At 67.7% G+C, this 20,892-nt stretch carries 15 protein-coding genes; 7 read left to right on the top strand and 8 right to left on the bottom strand.

The window, feature by feature from the left end; genetic code table 11:
* Positions 1-10 precede the first annotated feature (10 nt).
* The 7 genes from ACWYRN_RS05455 to mepK form a co-directional block, all read right to left on the bottom strand.
* Positions 11-505, bottom strand: coding sequence for a hypothetical protein (locus ACWYRN_RS05455; RefSeq protein WP_488691495.1), 495 nt, complete (start codon positions 503-505; stop codon positions 11-13).
* 12 nt (positions 506-517) lie between these two features.
* Entirely contained in the window at positions 518-1,099 is a 582-nt protein-coding gene (locus tag ACWYRN_RS05450) for an RNA polymerase sigma factor (protein WP_488691494.1), read from the bottom strand.
* 92 nt (positions 1,100-1,191) lie between these two features.
* Positions 1,192-1,635, bottom strand: coding sequence for a thioesterase family protein (locus tag ACWYRN_RS05445; RefSeq protein ID WP_229437580.1), 444 nt, complete (start codon positions 1,633-1,635; stop codon positions 1,192-1,194).
* A 19-nt stretch (positions 1,636-1,654) separates the two neighbouring features.
* Complete coding sequence (locus ACWYRN_RS05440; protein ID WP_488691492.1) at positions 1,655-3,130, bottom strand: PQQ-dependent sugar dehydrogenase; 1,476 nt, start codon at positions 3,128-3,130, stop codon at positions 1,655-1,657.
* A 101-nt stretch (positions 3,131-3,231) separates the two neighbouring features.
* A complete protein-coding gene (locus tag ACWYRN_RS05435) occupies positions 3,232-3,549 on the bottom strand; it encodes a hypothetical protein (protein ID WP_229437578.1) in 318 nt (105 codons plus the stop codon).
* Complete coding sequence (locus tag ACWYRN_RS05430) at positions 3,546-4,373, bottom strand: hypothetical protein (protein WP_488691491.1); 828 nt, start codon at positions 4,371-4,373, stop codon at positions 3,546-3,548. The genes ACWYRN_RS05435 and ACWYRN_RS05430 overlap by 4 nt, the downstream gene beginning before the upstream one ends.
* Before the next feature lie 17 nt (positions 4,374-4,390).
* The gene (gene mepK, locus ACWYRN_RS05425; RefSeq protein ID WP_322635853.1) at positions 4,391-4,927 is read right to left on the bottom strand and encodes a peptidoglycan L,D-endopeptidase MepK; all 537 of its coding nucleotides are present in this window, start codon (positions 4,925-4,927) and stop codon (positions 4,391-4,393) included.
* A 122-nt stretch (positions 4,928-5,049) separates the two neighbouring features.
* On the opposite strand from mepK, the gene ACWYRN_RS05420 reads away from it, so the two are divergent.
* A complete protein-coding gene (locus tag ACWYRN_RS05420) occupies positions 5,050-6,240 on the top strand; it encodes a PQQ-dependent sugar dehydrogenase (protein WP_488691490.1) in 1,191 nt (396 codons plus the stop codon).
* Positions 6,241-6,315: 75 nt separating this feature from the next.
* Positions 6,316-6,906 (top strand): isochorismatase family protein, encoded by a 591-nt coding sequence (locus ACWYRN_RS05415; RefSeq protein WP_488691489.1) that lies wholly within the window; start codon positions 6,316-6,318, stop codon positions 6,904-6,906.
* Between the two features lie 60 nt (positions 6,907-6,966).
* Here the strand turns inward: ACWYRN_RS05415 and ACWYRN_RS05410 are convergent, their stop codons facing one another.
* On the bottom strand, positions 6,967-7,965 hold the full coding sequence (locus ACWYRN_RS05410) for an LLM class flavin-dependent oxidoreductase (RefSeq protein WP_488691488.1): 999 nt from the start codon (positions 7,963-7,965) through the stop codon (positions 6,967-6,969).
* Between the two features lie 198 nt (positions 7,966-8,163).
* On the opposite strand from ACWYRN_RS05410, the gene ACWYRN_RS05405 reads away from it, so the two are divergent.
* The 5 genes from ACWYRN_RS05405 to ACWYRN_RS05385 all read left to right on the top strand — a co-directional run bounded on the left by ACWYRN_RS05405 (position 8,164) and on the right by ACWYRN_RS05385 (position 20,891).
* Positions 8,164-9,453 (top strand): serine hydrolase domain-containing protein, encoded by a 1,290-nt coding sequence (locus ACWYRN_RS05405; RefSeq protein ID WP_488691487.1) that lies wholly within the window; start codon positions 8,164-8,166, stop codon positions 9,451-9,453.
* Positions 9,454-9,584: 131 nt separating this feature from the next.
* On the top strand, positions 9,585-10,301 hold the full coding sequence (locus tag ACWYRN_RS05400; protein ID WP_488691486.1) for a hypothetical protein: 717 nt from the start codon (positions 9,585-9,587) through the stop codon (positions 10,299-10,301).
* A gap of 339 nt (positions 10,302-10,640) precedes the next feature.
* Positions 10,641-12,218 (top strand): TolC family protein, encoded by a 1,578-nt coding sequence (locus ACWYRN_RS05395; RefSeq protein ID WP_488691485.1) that lies wholly within the window; start codon positions 10,641-10,643, stop codon positions 12,216-12,218.
* A 13-nt stretch (positions 12,219-12,231) separates the two neighbouring features.
* The gene (locus tag ACWYRN_RS05390) at positions 12,232-13,011 is read left to right on the top strand and encodes an efflux RND transporter periplasmic adaptor subunit (protein WP_488691484.1); all 780 of its coding nucleotides are present in this window, start codon (positions 12,232-12,234) and stop codon (positions 13,009-13,011) included.
* 44 nt (positions 13,012-13,055) lie between these two features.
* Positions 13,056-20,891, top strand: coding sequence for a cadherin domain-containing protein (locus tag ACWYRN_RS05385; protein ID WP_488691483.1), 7,836 nt, complete (start codon positions 13,056-13,058; stop codon positions 20,889-20,891).
* Position 20,892: the final 1 nt, after the last annotated feature.

Here is a 20,892-nt window from a genome sequence, read left to right as displayed (position 1 = left end):
GATGGCGCGTTCAGTCGATCGCGGAGAGGCGCAGCGCCAGCAGCTCGCCGTCGGCCGCCACCAGCATGTCGGCGCGCACCGGCTCGCCCGCCCGCTCCGGCGCCACCGGCAGGCCGAGCGTGGCCAGCATGGTGCGCGGCAGCTCGGTCTCGACTATTTGCGGATCCGGTTCCTGCTCGATGCGCTCGAAGGAGTCCAGGGCAATGAAGGCGCCGCCGTTCTCGAAGCGCACGAGGGGCGTGTGGCTGGCGAAGCCGGCGTAGGGCGCCGGCGGCGCCAGCAGGCTGGCCAGCACGGCCACGGTGATGGTGGCGCAGGCGCCGGCCGCGCCCCATTCGGCCAGGTTCATGCGCCGGTACCAGGGCGGCCTGGGCGGGAACCGGGCGGCAAAGGCCTGCATCAGTTCCTTTTCCACGCAGCGCGGGGTATCGAGGCGGCTGCCGGCGACGCGCAATGCGGCTAGGCGGGCGTCCAGTTCGGGTTCGGGAAGGGTGTCGGGTTCCATGCTCGTTTCGGTTCAGGCGGCGCCGGCGTGGGCGCGCAAATAGTGGGCGAGGGCGGCGCGGCCGCGCGCCAGGCGCGAGCGTACGGTACCGATGTCGACCTGGCAGACCGCGGCGATCTCGAGGTAGGACAGGTCGTGCATTTCGTAAAGGATGATGGCGTCGCGGTAATGCGGCGCCAGCCGGGCCAGGGCGCGCCGCACTTCCTCGGCGGCCTCGTCGGCCAGCACCCGGGCCAGCGGACCGGCTGCCTCGCACGCCGGCTCGGCTGCCTCGTCCTCGTCCTCCACGAACGCGGGCAGGGGCGCTTCGCGCCGGCGCGCCGCCTCGTGCTTGAGGATCAGGATGCGTGCGACGCCAAACAGGAAATGCTGCAGCGTGCCGCGCAGCGGGTCGAAGGCGAAGCGCCCGCCGAGCAGGCCCATGAAGCATTCCTGGACGATGTCGGCGGCAGTGCCGGCCACGCCGCAGCGCAGCAGTGCAAAGCGGTAGACCGGCCCCTGGTGGCGCCGGTACAGGGCGGCAAAGGCATCGGCCTGGCCGGCGCGCATCCGGCGCAGCAAATCGTCGTCAGTGGTGGTGGGTGTGATGGTCATGTTGGCATCTCTCACCCATATTCCGGCCAGGCGGCCGGAAAGTTCCAACTATTTCAGGAGGGGCCGGCTTGCCGCCTGTCAGGCGGCCCGGCTCAGTCCACCCAGTTCACCCGCTCGAACTTGTTGCGGAAGTCCTCGGGCATGGCCACGACCTGGCTGGTCTTGTAGTTGAAGAAGACGAAGCCCGACTTGGCCATGGCCACCAGGGTCTTGTCGCGCGGGCGGGTGATGCGGAAGGTGATGTCGCCGCCGTACTTGTTGAAATCCATGACGCCGACTTCGAACAGCAGCTGGTCGCGCGCGTGCGCTTCGGCGCGGTAGGTCGTCGCCAGGTCGGTGACGATGATGCCGGTGCCGTCGCGCTCGGTCTCGCCGATGCCGAACTCGAACAGGAAGCGGGCCCGCGCCTCGGAGATCATCGAGATCATCGAGTCGTTGCCGAGGTGGTTGGCGCCGTTGATGTCGGTAACGCGCACCGTCAGCGGCGTGGAATAGTAGTACTGGTCTTCGGGGAAGGAGAGGTGTAAGCGTGCCATCCGACGATTGTACCGCCTCTCAGGCCGATGGTCCTCTCACGATCCGGTAGATGCGGCCGTTCGCGCTCACGATGTAGAGCTCGCCCGCGCCGTCGCGCCCGAACGACACCACCTGGCCGGCGCCCGTGATGTTCCAGTCGCGCGCCTCGCTCACACTGCTGGCGCCGCCGCCTGGGGCCAGGAAGCTCTTCAGGTAGCCGCCGCAATAATCCGAGTACAGGTAGCGCCCGGCCAGCTCGGGCAGGGCGCTGCCGCGGTAGACGTAGCCGCCGGTGATCGAGCAGCCGTTGGCATTGTTGGCGCCATGCTCGTATTCGAAGGCCGGCAGGACCAGGCCGCTGCGGTTGCAATTGGTGCTGCCGTAGCAGCGCGTGCCTTCCATGATGTCCCAGCCGTAGTTGGCGCCGGCCTGGACCAGGGCGGTGATGTTTACTTCCTCGCGTTCGTCCTGGCCGACGTCGGCAATGTAGAGCCCGCTTGTGTCGAAGGCGAAGCGCCAGGGATTGCGCAGGCCCGAGGCCCAGATTTCCGGACGCGTGCCGGGCTGGTTCAGGTAGGGATTGCCGGGCGGGATGGCATACGGCTGGCCGGCGTTTGCACTGCGCACGTCCACGCGTAGCAGCTTGCCGAGCATGACGGCCAGGTTCTGGGCATTGCCGAACGGGTCGCCGGCGCCACCGCCGTCGCCGGTGCCCACATACAGCAGGCCGTCCGGCCCGAAGGCGACCAGCCCGCCGAAGTGATTGGTGTACTGCGGATGCGGGATGCGCAGGATTACCAGGCCGGAGGTGGCATCGGCCACGTTCGGCAACTGCGAGGTGCCGAAGCGCTCGACCACGATGTTCTGCTGCAAATCGGTGTAGTACACGTAGAAATAGCCGTTGCGGCCGAAGTCCGGGTCGAAGGCCATCGACAGCAGGCCGCCTTCGCCGCCGGTGAAGACGCGCGCGCGGATGTCGAGCCAGGGCACGGCGAGCGGCGTGCCTGCCGTGCCGTTTTGCAGTACGCGGATGATGCCGTCGCGCTCGACCACGAACAGGCGCTCGTCGCCGCTCGGCGCGGTGACGAAGGTCGGGTTGTCGAAGGTGTTCCCGACCTGGCTCAGGGCCAGCGTGAAGGTGCCGGCGCTGTAGGCAAGCGTGGCGCTGGCCATGGCCCCGGCGGTGACCGTGACGGTTTGCGTGGCCGGGGTGGCGGTGTAGGTGGCGCTACCGGCGCTGACGTTGGCGGCGGTCACGGTATAGCTGCCGGGCGCGAGGCTGGCCAGCGTTCGCGAGGCGCTCAGGTCTTGCGCAAAGTTGTTCGGGCCGGTCACGCGCACCGCGGCGTTGACGCCGGCGGGCAGGGCATTGATGTTCACCTGCAGGCTGCCGGTGGTGCCGCCCGGGTCGGGCACGGGATTGCCGCCAGCATTGCCGCCACCGCCGCCGCAGGCGGCCAGCAAAAACAGCAAGGGTAGGAGGGACAGCAGGAACTTCCGTGCGCGATCGACCATGATGGGTCTCCACAGGAATAGGCACATCCACGTGCTTATTCTGCCAGCGCGCGCGCGGGCGCAGCGCACGCTAGCGGCAGAGCAATCGCAGCGGCCTGCCCTTAGGGAGCAGGGGTGGAAGTCGGTCCCTGGCGTGTCTTGGCGACCACACCCTGAGGATTGAGCAGGATCACGAATTCGGTAAAACGCCCGTTGCCGGCCGGAGACTGGTAGAGCCAGGCTTCATAGCCGCTGTCGAACACCACGGTCTTCGTGGCGCCCAGCGTGGCAAGCAGCTCGGCCCGGGTAGTAGTGCCGGGCACGACGGAGGCGGCAAGGCGCTCGGCCGGGACCTGGGTGCCGGGCGGAACAGGGCTGGTGGCGCAGCCGGCCAGGGCGGCGAGCAGGGCCAGGGCAGGGAACAAGGCGCGGGCGCTCATGGCTGGGCCTCCGGCAAGTCGCTCATGTACTCGAACTCGACCAGGGTGTCGTCGGGCCAGCTGGTGTCCCAGAGCGGCACGTAGTAAGTGCGGTCGAGCAGCACCTGGCAGTCGCAGAAGGGCAGTTCCTCGCGCGGCAGGCCGCCGCCGGCATACAGGAAGTGGAAGGGCAGCACCTCGCTGCGTGCGCCGGCGCGCAGGCGTACCGCGAACACCGGGCGTTCGGCGAAGAACAGGTAGTTGCCGTTCGGGCTGGTGCAGACGTCGTCGGCGCCCGTCAGGGCATTCGACAGCCAGCCGAACAGCGGCGAACTGTTCGATACCAGCCCGGCCTCGACGCCGACCCGGCATTCCAGGCGCATGTCGCCCAGGCGCCGCGTGCCCGGCGGCAAGCCGGGGGTGACGATGGTGGCGCGCCAGGTCATGCTGGTGGTCTTGCGGTTGGCGAGCACGGCGGCGTCTTCGCGCAGGGCCTGCTCGTTGCGCGGCAGCACGAAGCTGTTGTCGGGCTCGACCGGCACCTTGACCGACAGCGTGTCGCCGGCCACGCGCAGGGTGATGCCCTGCATGTTCACGTCGGGCGTGCGCGGCAGCAGCTGGAAACGCAGGCTGGCGGCGGGGGCATAGGCATGCTCGCGTTCGAAGCGTTCCATGCCTTTGATCATCTTGCGGTAGGATTTGTCGACCGGATCGCGGGTCGTGCTGACCTTGACGGTGGCGACAGCGGGGTCGGACGGGGTGTCCTGGGCGTTTGCCGCCGCGCTTGCAGTAGTACTTGCAGCAGCGGCAAAGGCCAGAAGGAGGCAGCGCAGATGGGTGTGCATTGGCGGCCTCATGGTGCTCACCAGTAGCGCACGCGCCCGGTGTCCATGTGGACGAACTGCGAGTCCGGGTAGTAGCCGACCCCGCCGCGGTGCATGGCCATGGCGGCCTTGCGCAGCTGCGCCAGGTCCTTGCCCGGCAGGCGGATATCGATGGCCTTGCCGTCCATGTGCATGCTGTGCTTGGCCACGCCGCTGGAGTTGGCGTGCAGCTTGGCGTTCGATTCCGGCGAGCGGTAGCCGGAAATCACGTGGATCAGCGGGTTGTCGCCGAACTTGCCGCCCACTTCGTTCAACAGCACCAGCAGTTGCGGGTCGATGGCCGCGACCTTGTTGTTGCGGTGGTCGCGCAGGACCTTGTTCAGGTCTTGCAGGGCATCGGGAATGAACTGGCCGTCGGCCCAGAACACGCTCTTCACGGTTTCCCCGGTATGGGTGTTGTACAGGCGCAGCGTGCGTTCGCCGGGTGCGGCCTGGGCAGCCTTGGCCAGGGCGGGCATGCCGGCAACGGAAGCGAGGGCGAGAGAGGTTTTCAGGAACGAGCGTCGTCCGTTCATCGAAGATCCTTGCGCGAATTCAGAGGAGACCGCCATGATACCCCGGTTTCGATCATTCTGCAGGAAATCGACGTAAATGCGCTACGATGACTGAAAGATAACAACTTTTAAAGGAGAATTGCATGCAATTGCGTCAACCTCAAGCAGTCTTGCGTTACCTGGTCGGTGGCGCCATGCTGGCCGGCGCCGCGCTACCCGTCCTGGCCCAGGTGCAAGCCACCGGCGCGCCGCCGGAAGTCAAGGGCTGGCGTGCCGAGACGGTGACCGATGCCCTGCCGCGCGCCTGGGGCATGGCCTGGCTGGCCGACGGCCGCATGCTGGTGACCGGCAAGGCCGGCACCCTGCACCTGGTGAACGGAAAACAGGTGACCGAGGTGCCGATCGAGAAGCTGCCGACGCTGATGGACAGCGGCCAGGGCGGCCTGCTCGACATCGCGATCCACCCGGCCGACAAGGGAGCGGGAAAGGAGAGCAACGCGCGCGTCTACATGACGATGGCGAACGGCACCAGCAGCGAGAACCGCACCATCCTGGTCCAGGGCATCTTCGACGGCAAGAAGGTGCACAGCGTGAAGACCCTGTTCCAGGCGTCGCCCTCGAAGAACGGCGGCCAGCATTTCGGTTCGCGCATCGCCTGGCTGCCCGACGGCACCCTGTTGATGAGCATTGGCGACGGCGGCAATCCGCCCCAGCGCGTGGGCGACATGCTGGCGCGCGACCAGGCCCAGAACCTGGGCAGCCACAACGGGTCCATCCTGCGCCTCACCGCGGAGGGCAAGGCGGCGCAGGGCAATCCGCTGGCGGGCAAGGCCGGCGCCCTGCCGGAAATCTGGTCCTACGGCCACCGCAACGTGCAGGGCATCGTGGTCGACCCCGACGGCAAGGTCTGGGCCAGCGAGCACGGTCCGCGCGGCGGCGACGAGATCAACCGCGTCGAAGGCGGCAAGAACTATGGCTGGCCGCTGCAGAGCTTCGGCCTGGACTACAGCTCGCGCGAGCCGATCGGCAAGCACAGCGTGCCGGGCATGGTCGACCCGGTGGTGGCCTGGGCGCCGTCGCCGGCGCCCTCGGGCCTGGCCTTGTACACGGGTTCGGCCTTCCCGCAATGGCGCGGCAGCCTGTTCAGCGGCGGCCTGGCCAGCAAGGACCTGCGCCGCATCGCGTTCGACAAGAGCGGCAAGGCCGTGCGCCAGGAAGCGCTGGACATCGGCGCGCGCGTGCGCGACGTGCGCCAGGGGCCGGACGGCCAGCTCTACGTGCTGACCGACGAGGACAAGTCGCGGATCTTGCGTATTGTGCCCGAGAAGTCATAAGCGGAAACGGACGCCGCCGTCCATCGCTTTGGCCGATACTGGGCTTGTTCCCAAGTCAAGGAAGGAAGCATAGCGATGGACGATTTTTCGATGGACCCGGCCAGCACCGCGCTGGTCCTGATTGACCTACAAAACGGCAACATGGCGCGCGAGCTGGCGCCATATTCGAGCCGGCAGGTGCTGGGCAACTGTGTTTCCCTGGCCCAGGAAATGCGCGGCCGCGGCGGCATGGTGGTGTTCGTGCGCGTGTTGCTGAACGAACTGCAGATGCCGCCCTCCGACGCGCCCCTGCATGCGCCGGGCGCGCCGCCACCGCCGCCGGACGCCTCGCAGTTCGCGCCGGATGCCGGCGTCGAGGCGGGCGACGTGGTGATCACCAAGCGCCAGTGGGGCGCCTTCCATGCCACCGAACTCGACCAGCTGCTGCGGCGGCGCGGCATCCGGACTATCGTGCTGGGCGGCATTGTCACCAACATCGGCGTCGAGTCGACCGCGCGCGCCGCGCACGACCTGGGCTACAGCCTGGTGTTCGTGGAAGATGCGATGAGCGGCATCACGGCCGAGGCCCACGATTTCGCCTGCAAGAACACCTTCCGCATCATGGGCAAGGTGCGCAGCACGGCGCACGTGATCGACGCCTTGCAGGCAGGCTCGGGCGACGCCTGAGCGATCAATCGACGTGAAGGAAAACGCCGCCGGACAGTGCCCGGCGGCGGCAGGGCTGCGTCAGTTCGCGGCGTGCGCTGCGGCGTGGATAGCGGCCGTGATCTCGTACGAGCGCAGGCGCGCCGCGTGGTCGAAGATCTGCGAGGTGATCATCAGCTCGTCCGGACGGGTGTGCGCAATGAAGGCCTTCAGCTGGGCCGCCACCGTTTCCGGCGAACCGATGGCCGAGCACGACAGCACGCTGTCGAGCATGGCGCGTTCGGCCTGGCCCAGCGATTCCAGGTAACCCTTGACCGGCGGCTGCAGGCGCGACGGACGGCCGGTGCGCAGGTTGACAAAGGCCTGCTGCATCGAGGTCGCCTGGAAAGCTGCCTCTTCGTCGCTGTCGGCGGCGAACACGTTAAAGCCGAGCATTACGTACGGTTTGTCGAGCTGGGCCGACGGACGGAAATTGGCGCGGTACAGTTCGATTGCCTGCATCATCATCTGCGGCGCGAAGTGCGAGGCGAATGCGTAGGGCAGGCCGAGCGCGGCGGCCAGTTGCGCGCCGAACAGGCTGGAGCCGAGGATCCACAGCGGCACGTCCAGGCCGGCGCCCGGCACCGCTTTTACCTGGCGGCGCGGCGAATCGCTGAAGTAATCCATCAATTCGACGACGTCCTGCGGGAATGCATCGGCGTCCGAGGCCAGGTTGCGGCGCAGGGCGCGTGCGGTCACGTGGTCGGAGCCCGGCGCGCGGCCCAGGCCGAGGTCGATCCGGCCCGGGAACAGCGACTCGAGCGTGCCGAACTGTTCCGCGATCACCAGCGGCGAGTGGTTCGGCAGCATGATGCCGCCGGCGCCGACGCGGATGGTCTTGGTGCCGGCCGCCACATAGCCCATCAGCACCGAGGTGGCGGCGCTGGCAATGCCCGGCATGCCATGGTGTTCCGCGAGCCAGAAGCGGTTGTAGCCCCAGCGCTCGCCATGCTGGGCGAGATCGAGGGAGTTGTGGAAAGAAGCGCGCGCATCGCTGCCTTCGGCGATGGGCGAGAGGTCGAGTATGGAAAATGGAATCATCAGCACATGATACGCCGACGAATTTTTTCTCGCTGTCCGGGTCGTCAAAACGGCGGCCGTCCCAGGGCGCGGAGCGTGCCGGCACGCGGCGTCAATATTGACCGAGAGCTTGATCCACGGATAATGCTTGCCTATTACTCAAGGCTTTTGCGCCCCCGTCCGCCGGGCTGGCGCGCGCTGCCTCCGACCAGGATTCCCATGCGTCTTTATCCCATGAATACCTTGCTCAGGCGCCAGGCCGCGCTCGCCGGCGCCTGCCTGCTGCTGCTGGCGGGCTGCGCCGGCCTGCCCGAAAATGCCGCACCAAAACCCGCGCCCGCTTCCGTGCAAGCCGGGCTCGACAGCGCACGCTTCGCCCAGATCGACAGCGCCATCGATGAGGCGATCGGCGAACGCCGCCTGCCGGGCGCCGTCTTCCACCTCGAGCGCGACGGCGCCGTGTACGAGCAGGCTTATGGCCGTTTCAGCTACGAACCCGATGCGGCCGCGGTCACGCCCGGCACCGTGTTCGACGCCGCCTCGCTGAGCAAGGTGCTGTCCACCGCGCCCTCGGTGCTGCTGCTGGCCGAGGAGGGCAGGATCGATCTCGACGCCAGGCTGGTCGATTACTTTCCCGAATGCGCGGGCGGCGGCAAGGACGCGATCACGATCCGCCACCTGCTGACCCATACCTCGGGCCTGGCGGCCGGCCTGCCCGCCAAGCCGGCCTGGAACGGCGACGACGCCGCGCACGCGCTGGCCTGCGCCCAGGCGGTGACGCATGCGCCGGGCAGCTTCTTCCGCTATTCGGACATCAACTACATCCTGCTCGGACAACTGGTGCGCAAGGTGTCCGGCATGCCGCTCGACGTCTTTGCGCAGGAGCGGATCTTCGGGCCTCTGGGCATGCGCGACACCGGCTACCTGCCGCTGCGCCGCATGGCCGCCGCCGCCATCGCGCCGACCCAACGCATCGCGGCGGACGCCGGCGCTTCCGTGCACGGCGATGTGGCCGGAGGCCCGGCCCGCGGCCTGCTGCAGGGCGTGGTGCACGATCCGACGGTGCGCCGCATCGGCGGCGTGGCCGGCTCGGCCGGCGTGTTCACGACCGCGCGCGACGTCGCCCGCTTTGCGCGCATGCTGCTGGGCGGCGGTACGCTGGACGGCGTGCGCATCCTGGGCCCGGACAGCGTGCGCCTCCTGGTCACGGTGCAGAGCCCGCCAGGTATCGCCGCGCTGCGCGGTCTGGGCATGGACATCGATTCGCCGTATGCCCTGCGCCCGCGCGGCAGCCTGTACCCGGTCGGCAGCTTCGGCCATACCGGTTTCACCGGCTGCATCCTGTGGATCGACCCCGGCTCGCGCAGCTTCTACGTGCTGCTGTCGAACCGCGTCTATCCCGACGACAAGGCCAACGTGCTGCCGCTGTACACCCGCCTCGGCACCCTGGCGGCGCAGGCGTCCGGCCTCAGCGAACCAGAGGCGAAAACACACGCTGCGGCACCCTGAAGCACAGCTCGCTTAACTTTCCGGAGGGCTACCGCGCGCCCCTCGCTTGTCGACCTTTTTAGACTCGGCCTCCTCAATTATGTCATTGATATTGTTGAGGAATTAAGCCCCCAATACATTAGGAGATTGACATGAAAATGCATAAACTGTTGAAAGGCCTTCTCGGTGCGTCGGTTGCCGCGGCAATGGCAACCTCGTTCAGCGCCCACGCTCAATCGAGCAGCACCGCAGGCAGCGGTAGCGGCCAGAGCACTTCGCAATCGACCGGTTCGTCCGCTTCGGGCGACCAGCATTCGGGTTCGGACAGCACCAAGCATTCCGGCAAGAAGCAGAAGAAACAAAGCAGCTCCAGCAGCGGCACCAGCGGCAGCGCTGGGTCCTCGTCGGGTTCCTCGGGCAGCAGCACAAGCGGCGCCTCGGGCGGCGGCACCGGCACCTCGGGTAGCGGCTCGATGGGCACCAGCGGCAGCAGCAACACCAGCGGCAGCGGCGCCTCGGGTAGCTCGGGCACGAGCGGTTCCTCGGGCACTACCGGCTCTTCGGGCAGCAGCGGCTCGATGGGAACCAGCAGCGGCAGCAGCGGCACCCTGGACAACTCGATGGGCACGAGCGGCAGCAGCGGCACCTCGGGCACCAGCGGTTCGATGGGTACGAGCGGCGCCTCCGGCTCGATGGGTACCAGCGGCGCCAGCGGTTCGATGGGCACGAGCGGTACCTCCGGCTCGATGGGCACCTCGGGCACCTCGGGCACCAGCGGCACGTCCGGCACCAGCGGCACTTCGGGCACGTCCGGCACTTCGGGCACCAGCACCGGTACCGGTGGCGGCACCGGTGGCCGCGGTTACTGATCGGCCACGCCAACCCCGACCGAGCTGCCCCTGGCAGGCAGCTCATCCATACAACACCAGCTTGCAGCTGGTGTTTTTTTTCGCCGATCGCCTAGTAGTTATTAAATTCTTAAGCGAAAAATTGGCGTTTACATGCTTTTTTGATAGCTTCTGCCAGCGTGTTGGCCGGTCCAAGAACTGTCGCGCCTTTGCCACAATACCTGACTGTTACCACAAGGTATCACCCGTTTGTTACTGCATACCTTAAAATTGCTGTCTGTCATTCCTTTTTCCCATCCCGCAAATCATGTCCAGGCCACATCGCGCGGCCTGATGCACCGTTGCATTTTTTATCACAACATGTCCAGCCTCCCACGTATTCCGTTCGCCACGCCCCGCAAACTGACCACCCTGAGCGCGATTGCCGCCGCGGCGATGCTGCTCAGCGCCTGCGGCACCGTCCAGGTGCAGCCGCTCACCGACACCGATGTGCGCCAGCAGGCTGCCGCCGACCGCCAGGCCGCCTTTGCCGGCGTGCCGCCGCTGGCCGGCAAGCTGTCGATGGACGAAGCCGTTGCGCGCGCCCTGAAATACAACCTGGACCGTCGCACCCGCCTGATGGAAGAAGCGCTGGCCATGAACCAGCTCGACACCGCGAACCTGGACATGCTGCCGCGGGTGATGGCGAATGCCGGCTACACATGGCGCGACGAAGAGCTGATCACGCGTAGCGTCGATTCGGTCACCGGCCTGCCGTCGCTGGCCAATCCCTACATCTCGTCCGAGCGCAGCCGTCCTGCCTACAGCCTGGGCACCACCTGGAACATGCTCGACTTCGGCCTGTCCTACTACGGCGCCAAGCAGGCGGCCAGCCGCGTCGGCATCGCCGCCGAGCGCCGCCGCAAGGCCATGCACGTGCTGGTCCAGGACGTGCGCTCGGCCTTCTGGCGCACCGTCAGCGCGCAAAAGCTGCGTAACGAAGTGCGCGGCACCATCGACCTGGCCGAAGCCGCACTGCAGGATGCGCGCAAGGTCGAAGCCGAGCGCCTGCGCTCGCCGGTCGACACCCTGCGCTACCAGCGCCAGCTGCTGGAAAACCTGCGCCTGCTGGAAAGCATCGAGCAGGAACTGGCCAGCGGCCGCATCGAACTGGCAGCCCTGATCAACGCGCCGCAAGACGCCGAATTCGAGGTGGTGGAGCCGGCCGACGGCGCCGACCCGACCATGCTCGAAGTGCCGGCCAGCCAGATGGAAGAACTGGCGGTGACCCAGAACGCCGACCTGCGCGAGCACTTCTACAACACCCGCATCGCGCTCGACGAAACGCGCCGCACCATGGTGCGCATGTTCCCGAACCTGTCGTTCAACTACGACCTGCGCTACGACTCGGACAAGTACCTGATCAACAACCGCTGGAACGAAGCCGGCGTGCACCTGTCGTACAACCTGATGAACCTGTTCACCGGTCCAGCCCAGAAGCGCCTGGCCGAAGCCGGCGTCGCGCTGGCCGACCAGCGCCGCGTCGCTTCGCAGATGACGGTCATCACCCAGGTCCACCTGGCGCGCCTGCAATACCAGATCGCCTACCGCCAGTACCTGCGCGCCGACCAGATCTGGCAGGCCGACGCCAAGATCGCCGAACACGTCAAGAACCGCGAGGCGGCCGAGGCGCAAAGCAAGCTGGAGCAGGTTGCCAACGGCACCACCGCCATCCTGTCGCTGCTGCGCCGCTACCAGTCGCTGGCCCAGCTGCAAAGCGCGGGCAGCCGCCTGCAGGCCACCGTCGGCCTCGAGCCGGTGCTCGGCAGCGTCAGCGAACTGTCGCTCGAGCAGCTCACCGGCGAAGTCGGCAATTCGATGCGTAACTGGAGCCGCGCACTGACCAAGCCGGCCACCACCCCGGCCGCTGCCGCTCCTGCCGCCGCCCCTGCCAAATAAATCCGGAGAAGTCATGTACACCACCGCCCGCGTGCTGGCGCAAGCGACGCTTGCGCTGCTCGCCGTCACCAGCATCAACCTGGCCGCCGCGGCCGCGCCGGCGCCGGCCCGTCCTGCCCTGGAAAAACAGGATATCCGCGCCCAGCTGTCGCCGCGCCGGTATACCACCATCGCCGCCGAGATCGGCGCCAAGGTCAGCCGCATCGCGGTGGCCGAGGGCGCCAGCTTCCGCGCCGGCCAGACCCTGGTCGCCTTCGATTGCTCGCTGCAGCAGGCGCAGCTGCAAAAGGCGAAAGCGGTGCTGGCCGGGGCCGAGCGCACCTTCAGCGCCAACAAGCGCCTGGAAGAACTGCGCTCGGTCGGCAAGGTGGAACTCGAAGTCTCGGAAGCCGAGGTCGGCAAGGCCAAGGCCGACGTCGCCGCCAACAACGTGCTGCTGTCGAAGTGCGCGATCGCCGCGCCGTTCGCCGGCCGCGTGGCCGAGCAGAAGGTGCGCGAGCAGCAGTACGCGCAGCCCGGCCAGCCGCTGCTGGAAATCCTCGACGATTCCGTCCTCGAACTCGAATTCATCGTGCCGTCGCGCTGGCTGGCCTGGCTGAAGCCCGGCCATGCCTTCCAGGTCCAGATCGACGAAACCGGCAAGAGCTACCCGGCCAAGGTGCAGCGCATCGGCGCGCGCGTCGACCCGGTCAGCCAGTCGGTCAAGCTGTCGGCCACGATTGCCGGCAAGTTCCCGGAACTGATCGCCGGGATGAGCGGGCGGGTCGCCATCGGCGCGCCGGCCGGCCAATAAATCAAAAAATAAAGCACTAGTCCAGAATCCACACACGTCCTGCCATGAACAATCTTCGCCCGCTTCCCTACGCCCTCGACCCGAATCCGCAGGAAACCGCCGCCCGCCCGGCGCGGCGCCCGCTGCAGCGCCGCGCCCCGGCGCCGCTGGCGCTCGAGCAGCGCGTGATGTTCGACGGCGCCGCCGTGGATGCGGTGGTGCGCGCCGCTGCCGGCGCCGCTCCCGCAGCCGCCGACGCCGCGCGTGAGCACGCGAGCGAAGGCGAGCGTACCCTGGCCCCGGCGGCGCTGGCCGCCCCGTCCGCGCGCGGCGTGCAGGCGGAAGCCAGGCGCGAAGTGGTCTTCATCGAGGACAACCTGCCCGACTACCTGAAGCTGGCCGAGGGCGCGCGCCAGGGCGCCGAAGTGGTGGTGCTGGACCATACCCAGGACGGCCTGCAGCAGATGATCGCCGCCCTGCAGGGCCGCGAAGTCGACGCCATCCACCTGGTGACCCACGGCGCCAACGGCCAGGTCGACCTGGGCAGCACCCGCCTGTCGGTGACGAACGTCGATGCCATGGCCGGCCAGCTAGCCCAGCTGGGCCAGTCGCTGTCGGCCGACGGCGACCTGCTGCTGTACGGCTGCGACGTGGCCGGCGGCGGTGCCGGCAACGACTTCCTCGACCGCCTGGCCCTGCATACCGGCGCCGACGTCGCCGCATCGAGCGACACCACCGGTTCGGCCGGCTTCGGCAACTGGACCCTGGAAGCGCATAGCGGCAGCATCGAGACCGCCGAGCGCGCCTTCGACAGCGCCGGCTGGCAGGGCGAACTGGCCAACACCGTGTTCAACGCCAATCGCGAGCAGCTCTCGTTCACGACTGTCGTTGCGGAGAAGAATGGCTCGACCGGCAAGTTGAGCGGCGACGTGATGCGTTTCAAGGACGTGATCAACATCGGCGGCCAGGCAATCGACGCGATCGTCACCACCACCCTCGACCGTGCCACCATCTCGACCTACGATTCGACCACCCAGCCGGGCAACACCGCGGAAGCCGCCAGGTTCTTCCAGCCGAATACCACCGTGCTGAGCGCAGGCGGCAGCTCGACCTTCAAATTCGACTTCGTCCTGGCCGGCACCACCACCGCGGTCACGCTGCAGAACTTCGTCGTCAATTCGTACGACATCGACAGCGCAGGCGGCGGCAACGACCGCCAGTTCCAGGAATTCAAAGGCTTTGCACGCTATGAACTGTCGAAGAACACCCAGCTGAAGACGGTCGTGGGTGGAGACGGTTCGGTCAGCTTCGAGTACGACACCGCCACGCCAATCAATTACCAAGGTCAGCTCTACGAAGACGCCTACCGCGTGCAGGTGTACTACGATTCGGCCAGCTCGATCCAGATCCGCAGCGGCGCCAACGGCTATAAGGGCTCCACCTTCCAAAACGCGACCGCCTGGTACTCGCTCGAATTCAAGATCCGCCCCTGGCAGAATCCGGATACCAACATCATCGGCAGCCCGGCTCCCAACCTGGTTTACAGCGCCACTACCTTCAATGAGTCGGCATCGAACGACGGCAGCGTCACGACCAGCGCCACCATCACGCTGAACAACAGTAGCTTCACCGGCACCAACGGCCAGGCGCTGGCCGGCGTGGATTACAGCAACCTGCCTTCCGGCCTGCAGGCCAGCGTGGTGCGCACCAGCGCCAATACGGCGCTCCTGAGCTTCACGGGCAGTGCCGCCGCCCATGCCAACATCAACGACGTCAGCAACTTCGGCGTCATCTTCGGCAACGCGGCCTTCAGTACCGGGAACGCCGGCGCCGTCACCGGCGCCACCCGCGCCGACCTGGTGATCGACTTCATCGACGACACCACGCTGCCCATCGTACCCGCAGGCCAGCGCTTCGACTACGCCGAGAACCGCGCCACCGACGCTTTCATCGGCAAGGTGCAGGCAACCGACAACATCGGCGTCACCGGCTTCCGTTTCGCCAACAGCGGCTCCAGCCCCGATCGCAGCGCCGACAACCGCTTCCGCATCGAAGCCGACGGCACGATCCGCATGACCGCGATCGGCGCGGCCAGCACCAGCAACGACTTCGAGGCGTCGCCGAACGGCACCTACAGCGTGCAGGCACGCGACCTGGCCGGTAACTGGTCGATCGCGCGCGACGTCGTCCTGAACATCACCAACCTCGACGACACCGCGCCCGTGTTCAGCTCGCCCACCGTCGCCACGGCGCCGGAAAACCAGAGCCTGCTGTACACCGCCCAGGCGGCCGACAGCGTCGAGTTCACGAACGGTGCCGTCTTCTATGCGCTGGCGGGCGGAGCGGATGCCGCCCGGGTGCGTATCGACAGCACGACCGGCGCAGTGACCCTGATCAGCGGCAACCTCGACTACGAAACCAAGGCCAGCTACCAGTTCAACGTCCAGGCCCGCGACGAGAACGGCAACGTGCGCCAGCAAACCGTCACCGTCAACGTCGTCAACGTCGACGAAGTGGGTCCGGCCTTTACCTCGCCGGCCAGCGTCACCGTGCCGGAAAACCAGAGCCTGCTGTACACGGCCCAGGCTACCGACACGGTCGACTACACGAACGGGGTGGTCAGCTACACGCTGGACGCCGGCGGCGACGCATCGCTGCTGCAGATCGACGGCGCCAGCGGCGCCGTGACCCTGAAGAACGGCAGCCTCGACTACGAGGGCAAGCGCGACTACAGCTTCACCGTGCGCGCCGTGGATGCCAGCGGCAACGCCACCCTGAAGACGGTCGGCGTGACGGTGTCGAACATCGACGAAGTCGGCCCCGCCTTTACCTCGCCGGCCAGCATGGTCGTGCCGGAAAACCAGAACCTGCTGTACACCGCCCAGGCTACCGACACGGTCGACTACACCAACGGGGTGGTCAGCTACACGCTGGATTCCGGCGGCGACGCATCGCTGCTGCAGATCGACGGCGCCAGCGGCGCCGTGACCCTGAAGGACGGCAGCCTCGACTACGAAGGCAAGCGCGACTACAGCTTCACCGTGCGCGCCGTGGATGCCAGCGGCAACGCCACCCTGAAGACGGTCGGCGTGACGGTGTCAAACATCGACGAAGTCGGCCCAGCCTTTACTTCGCCGGCCAGCGTCACCGTGCCGGAAAACCAGAACCTGCTGTATACGGCCCAGGCCACGGACAGCGTGGACTACACCAACGGCGTGGTCAGCTACACGCTGGATGCCGGCGGCGACGCATCGCTGCTGCAGATCGACCGCGCCAGCGGCGCGGTGACCCTGAAGGACGGCAACCTCGACTACGAGGGCAAGCGCGACTACAGCTTCACCGTGCGCGCGGTCGACGCCAGCGGCAATGCCACCCTGAAGACGGTCAACGCGACGGTCTCGAACATCGATGAAGTCGGCCCGGCCTTTACTTCGCCGGCCAGCATGGTCGTGCCGGAAAACCAGAACCTGCTGTACACGGCCCAGGCCACGGACAGCGTGGACTACACGAACGGGGTGGTCAGCTACACGCTGGACGCCGGCGGCGACGCATCGCTGCTGCAGATCGACGGCGCCAGCGGCGCCGTGACCCTGAAGAACGGCAGCCTCGACTACGAGGGCAAGCGCGACTACAGCTTCACCGTGCGCGCCGTGGATGCCAGCGGCAACGCCACCCTGAAGACGGTCGGCGTAGCGGTCTCGAACATCGATGAAGTCGGCCCGGCCTTTACTTCGCCGGCCAGCACGGTCGTGCCCGAAAACCAGAACCTGCTCTACACCGCCCAGGCCACCGACACGGTCGACTACACCAACGGCGTGGTCAGCTACACGCTGGATGCCGGCGGCGACGCATCGCTGCTGCAGATCGACAGCGCCAGCGGCGCCGTGACCCTGAAGGACGGCAGCCTCGACTACGAGGGCAAGCGCGACTACAGCTTCACCGTGCGCGCCGTGGATGCCAGCGGCAACGCCACCCTGAAGACGGTCGGCGTGACGGTCTCGAACATCGACGAAGTCGGCCCCGCCTTTACTTCGCCGGCCAGCACGATCGTGCCCGAAAACCAGAACCTGCTCTACACCGCCAAGGCCACCGACACGGTCGACTACACCAACGGGGTGGTCAGCTACACGCTGGACGCCGGCGGCGACGCGGCCCTGCTGCAGATCGACAGCGCCAGCGGCGCCGTGACCCTGAAGGACGGCAGCCTCGACTTCGAGGGCAAGCGCGACTACAGCTTCACCGTGCGCGCCGTGGATGCCAGCGGCAATGCCACCCTGAAGACAGTCGGCGTGACTGTATCGAACATCGACGAAGTCGGCCCGGTCTTCACCTCGCCGGCCAGCGTTGGCGCCAACGAGAACCAGAGCCTGCTGTACACGGCCCAGGCCACGGACAGCGTGGACTACACCAACGGGGTGGTCAGCTACACGCTGGATGCCGGCGGCGACGCATCGCTGCTGCAGATCGACGGCGCCAGCGGCGCCGTGACCCTGAAGGAGGGCAACCTCGACTTCGACGGCAAGACCGGGTACAGCTTCACCGTGCGCGCGGTCGACGCCAGCGGCAACGTCACCCTGAAGGCGGTCACGGTCAACGTCACCGACCTCGACGACGTGGCACCGGTGTTCGCTTCCGCCACGAACATGACCGCGATCGAGAACCAGGACCTGCTGTACACCGCACAGGCGCTCGACAGCATCGAGTCGACCGACGGCATCGTGCATTATGCGCTGCGCCCGGGTCTCGATGCCGGCCTGCTGGACATCGACGGCACCAGCGGCGCCGTGACCCTGAAGAACGGGAACCTCGACTACGAAGGCCAGCGCGAATACCGCTTCACCGTCGTCGCGCTTGACGCCAGCGGCAACGCGCGCGAGCAGCTGGTCACCGTGAGCGTCGCCAACATCGACGAAGTGGCCCCGGCCTTCAGCTCGGGCACGACGGCCAGCGCCGACGAAAACCAGAACCTGCTGTACACCGCCCAGGCCAGCGACAACGTCGACTACACGAACCGGGTGGTCGGCTACACCCTGGACGGCAGCGGCGACGCATCCCTGCTGCGCATCGACGGCGTTAGCGGCGCCGTGACCCTGGCCGAGGGCAACCTCGACTTCGAAAGCAAGGCCAGCTACACCTTCACCGTGGTCGCGCGCGACGAAACGGGGAATGCCAGCACCCGCACCGTCACCGTGTCGGTCGCCGACCTGAACGAGTCGCCGGTCGCGGCCAACGCCAGCGCCACGACCGCGGAAGACACGGTCCTGCGCGGCCAGCTGCCCGGCTACGCCGACCCGGACGGCGATCATGCCGACTACTTCCGCGTATCGCCGCCGCAGTACGGCAGCGTGGAGATCGCCACGAACGGCAGCTACGTCTACACCCCGGCCCAGGACTTCTTCGGTTCGGACAGTTTCACCTATTCGATCGAGGATGGCCGCGGCGGCTATAACATCTACCGCGTCGACATCACCGTCACCCCGGTGAACGACGCGCCGGTGGCCGGCCCCGCCACCATCCGCACCCCGGAAGACACGGCGGTGACGGGCCGCCTGCCGCAAGCCGTGGACGCCGAACGCGATCCGGTGAGCTACTCGGTGGCCACCGGCCCGGCCAAGGGCGAACTGGTGCTGGGCAGCGACGGCAGCTACACCTACACCCCGCACGCGAACGCGAACGGCAGCGACAGCTTCGTCTACCGCGTCAACGACGGCCAGGACAGCACCCTGCACACGGTCACCATCGTCATCGATCCAGTCAACGACGCCCCGGTGGGGAGCGATACCGCCATCGTGACGAACGAAGACACGGCGCACCAGGGCCAGCTGCCGCGCGCGAGCGACGCCGACAACGACCCGGTCAGCTACGCGCTGGCGCGTGGCCCGGCGCACGGCCAGGTCACCGTCGACCGCGACGGCCGCTACGTCTACACCCCGGCGCTCGACTTCAACGGCAGCGACAGCTTCACCTACCGCGTCAGCGACGGCCAGGGCAGCAACAACGTGTATACGGTCGCCATCACGGTCAACCCGGTCAACGATGCGCCGCTCGCCGCGAACGACGCCTTTGTCACCGCCGAAGACCAGGCGCACGAAGGCCGCCTGCCGCAAGCGACCGATTTCGACCGCGACCCGGTCGGCTATGCGGTGGAGCAGGGCGCGCAGCACGGCAGCGTCAGCATTGCGCCCGATGGCCGCTACACCTATACCCCGGCCGCCAACTACAACGGCGCCGACCGCTTCACGTACACCGTCAGCGACGGCCAGGGCGGCAGCAATACCTATGCCGTCGAGATCACGGTGACCCCGGTGAACGACGCGCCGGTTGCCGGCCCTGACGTGCGCGGCAACGCCACCGTCGGCCTGCCGATGGCGCCGCTGGCCGTGGCGCCGTTCACCGACGTCGACAGCACCGGCATCACTTACGATGCCAGCCTGCCTGGCGGCGCCGAACTGCCGTCCTGGCTGCGCTTCGACCCGGCCACGCTGACCTTCACCGGCACCCCGCCGGCCGGCGCGCTCGGCAGCATCGAGGTGCTGGTGCGCGGCAGCGACGGTGCGCTGGACGCGACCACGAAAGTGACGATCACGGTCGGCAATCCGGCCGTGCCAGGCCAGCACGCCAGCATCGACCTGATGACGCGCGACACCGGCAGCTCGCCGAACGACTTCATCACCGCCGACGGCGGCGCAGGACGCACCGTCACCGGCCGCATCGACGCGCCGCTCGGCAGCAACGAGGTGCTGCAGGTCTCGTTCGACGGCGGCGCCAGCTGGACCGACGCCACCGTCCGCGGCGGCAACTGGACTGCGCAGGACAACGGCGCCCACAATGCCGACTGGACCATCGTCACCCGCGTGACGAATACGGCGGCCGGCCTGTCGGGCCCGGAAACCACGCGCAACGTGACGCTCGACCGCGAAGGGCCGAATGCACCGACGGTGGACAGCATCAGCACCACCAGCACCACGCCGACCCTGACCGGCGAAGCCGCCGTGCGCCCGGGCGAAACCTTGACCATCAACGTCAACGGCCAGGATTACATCGTGCCGGTGCAGGACGGCCGCTGGAGCCTGGACCTGTCCACGGCCCAGCCGTCGGCGCCGCTGACGGAAGGCCGCAGCTACGACGTGATCGCCACCGTGACCGACGCCGCGGGCAACAGCCGCAGCGGCGACACCGCGGGCGTGGTCAGCGTCAGCGCGCCGGTGGTGCCGCAGCTGCCGCCGCCGCCGGTCGTCGTCACCCCGGTGCTCACGCCGGCGGTGCCGGTCCCAACCCCGGTGGCCGAGCCGGCGCCGCAGATGCTGGTGCGCGAAGCGGTGGCGCCGGGCAGCGTGGTCGGCGGCGATTCGCTGCTGCTGGGCAGCGGCTTCGGCGTGCGCGCCGCGGCCCCGGACTTCGCCGACGCCCTGCGCGGCGCCGCCGAGCTGTCGGACGTGTACACTCGTTCGGAAGGCTTCCGCACCGTGGTGGCGAAAGCCGAGGAGCCGGCGCTGGTGCTGTTCCAGGGCGTGCCCGACCAGTTCGTGGACGCCGGCACCAAGTTGTCGATGTCGGTGCCGGCCGACGCCTTTGCCCACACCCAGCCGAAGGCCATCGTGCGCCTGGCCGCGGTGCTGCAGGATGGCCGTCCACTGCCGACCTGGGTCCAGTTCAACGGCCAGACCGGCCAGTTCACCGGCGAGGTGCCGAAGGGCCTGAACGGCGAACTGAAGATCAAGCTGGTCGCACGCGACCTGAACGGCCGCGAAGCGATTGCGCTGTTCCGCATCAACGTAGGCGAAGTGCGCGCCAACGGTGACGCAGCGGGCAACGCGGCGGCAAGCGGCAAGGCAGGCCTGACGGAACGCCTGAACAAGGCCGGCCAGGGCAAGGCGGCAACGCTGCGCGGCCGGCCATGAT

It is taken from the genome of Massilia sp. BAP21, from assembly GCF_057801335.1.
This window is presented reverse-complemented; position numbering and strand designations above follow the sequence as displayed.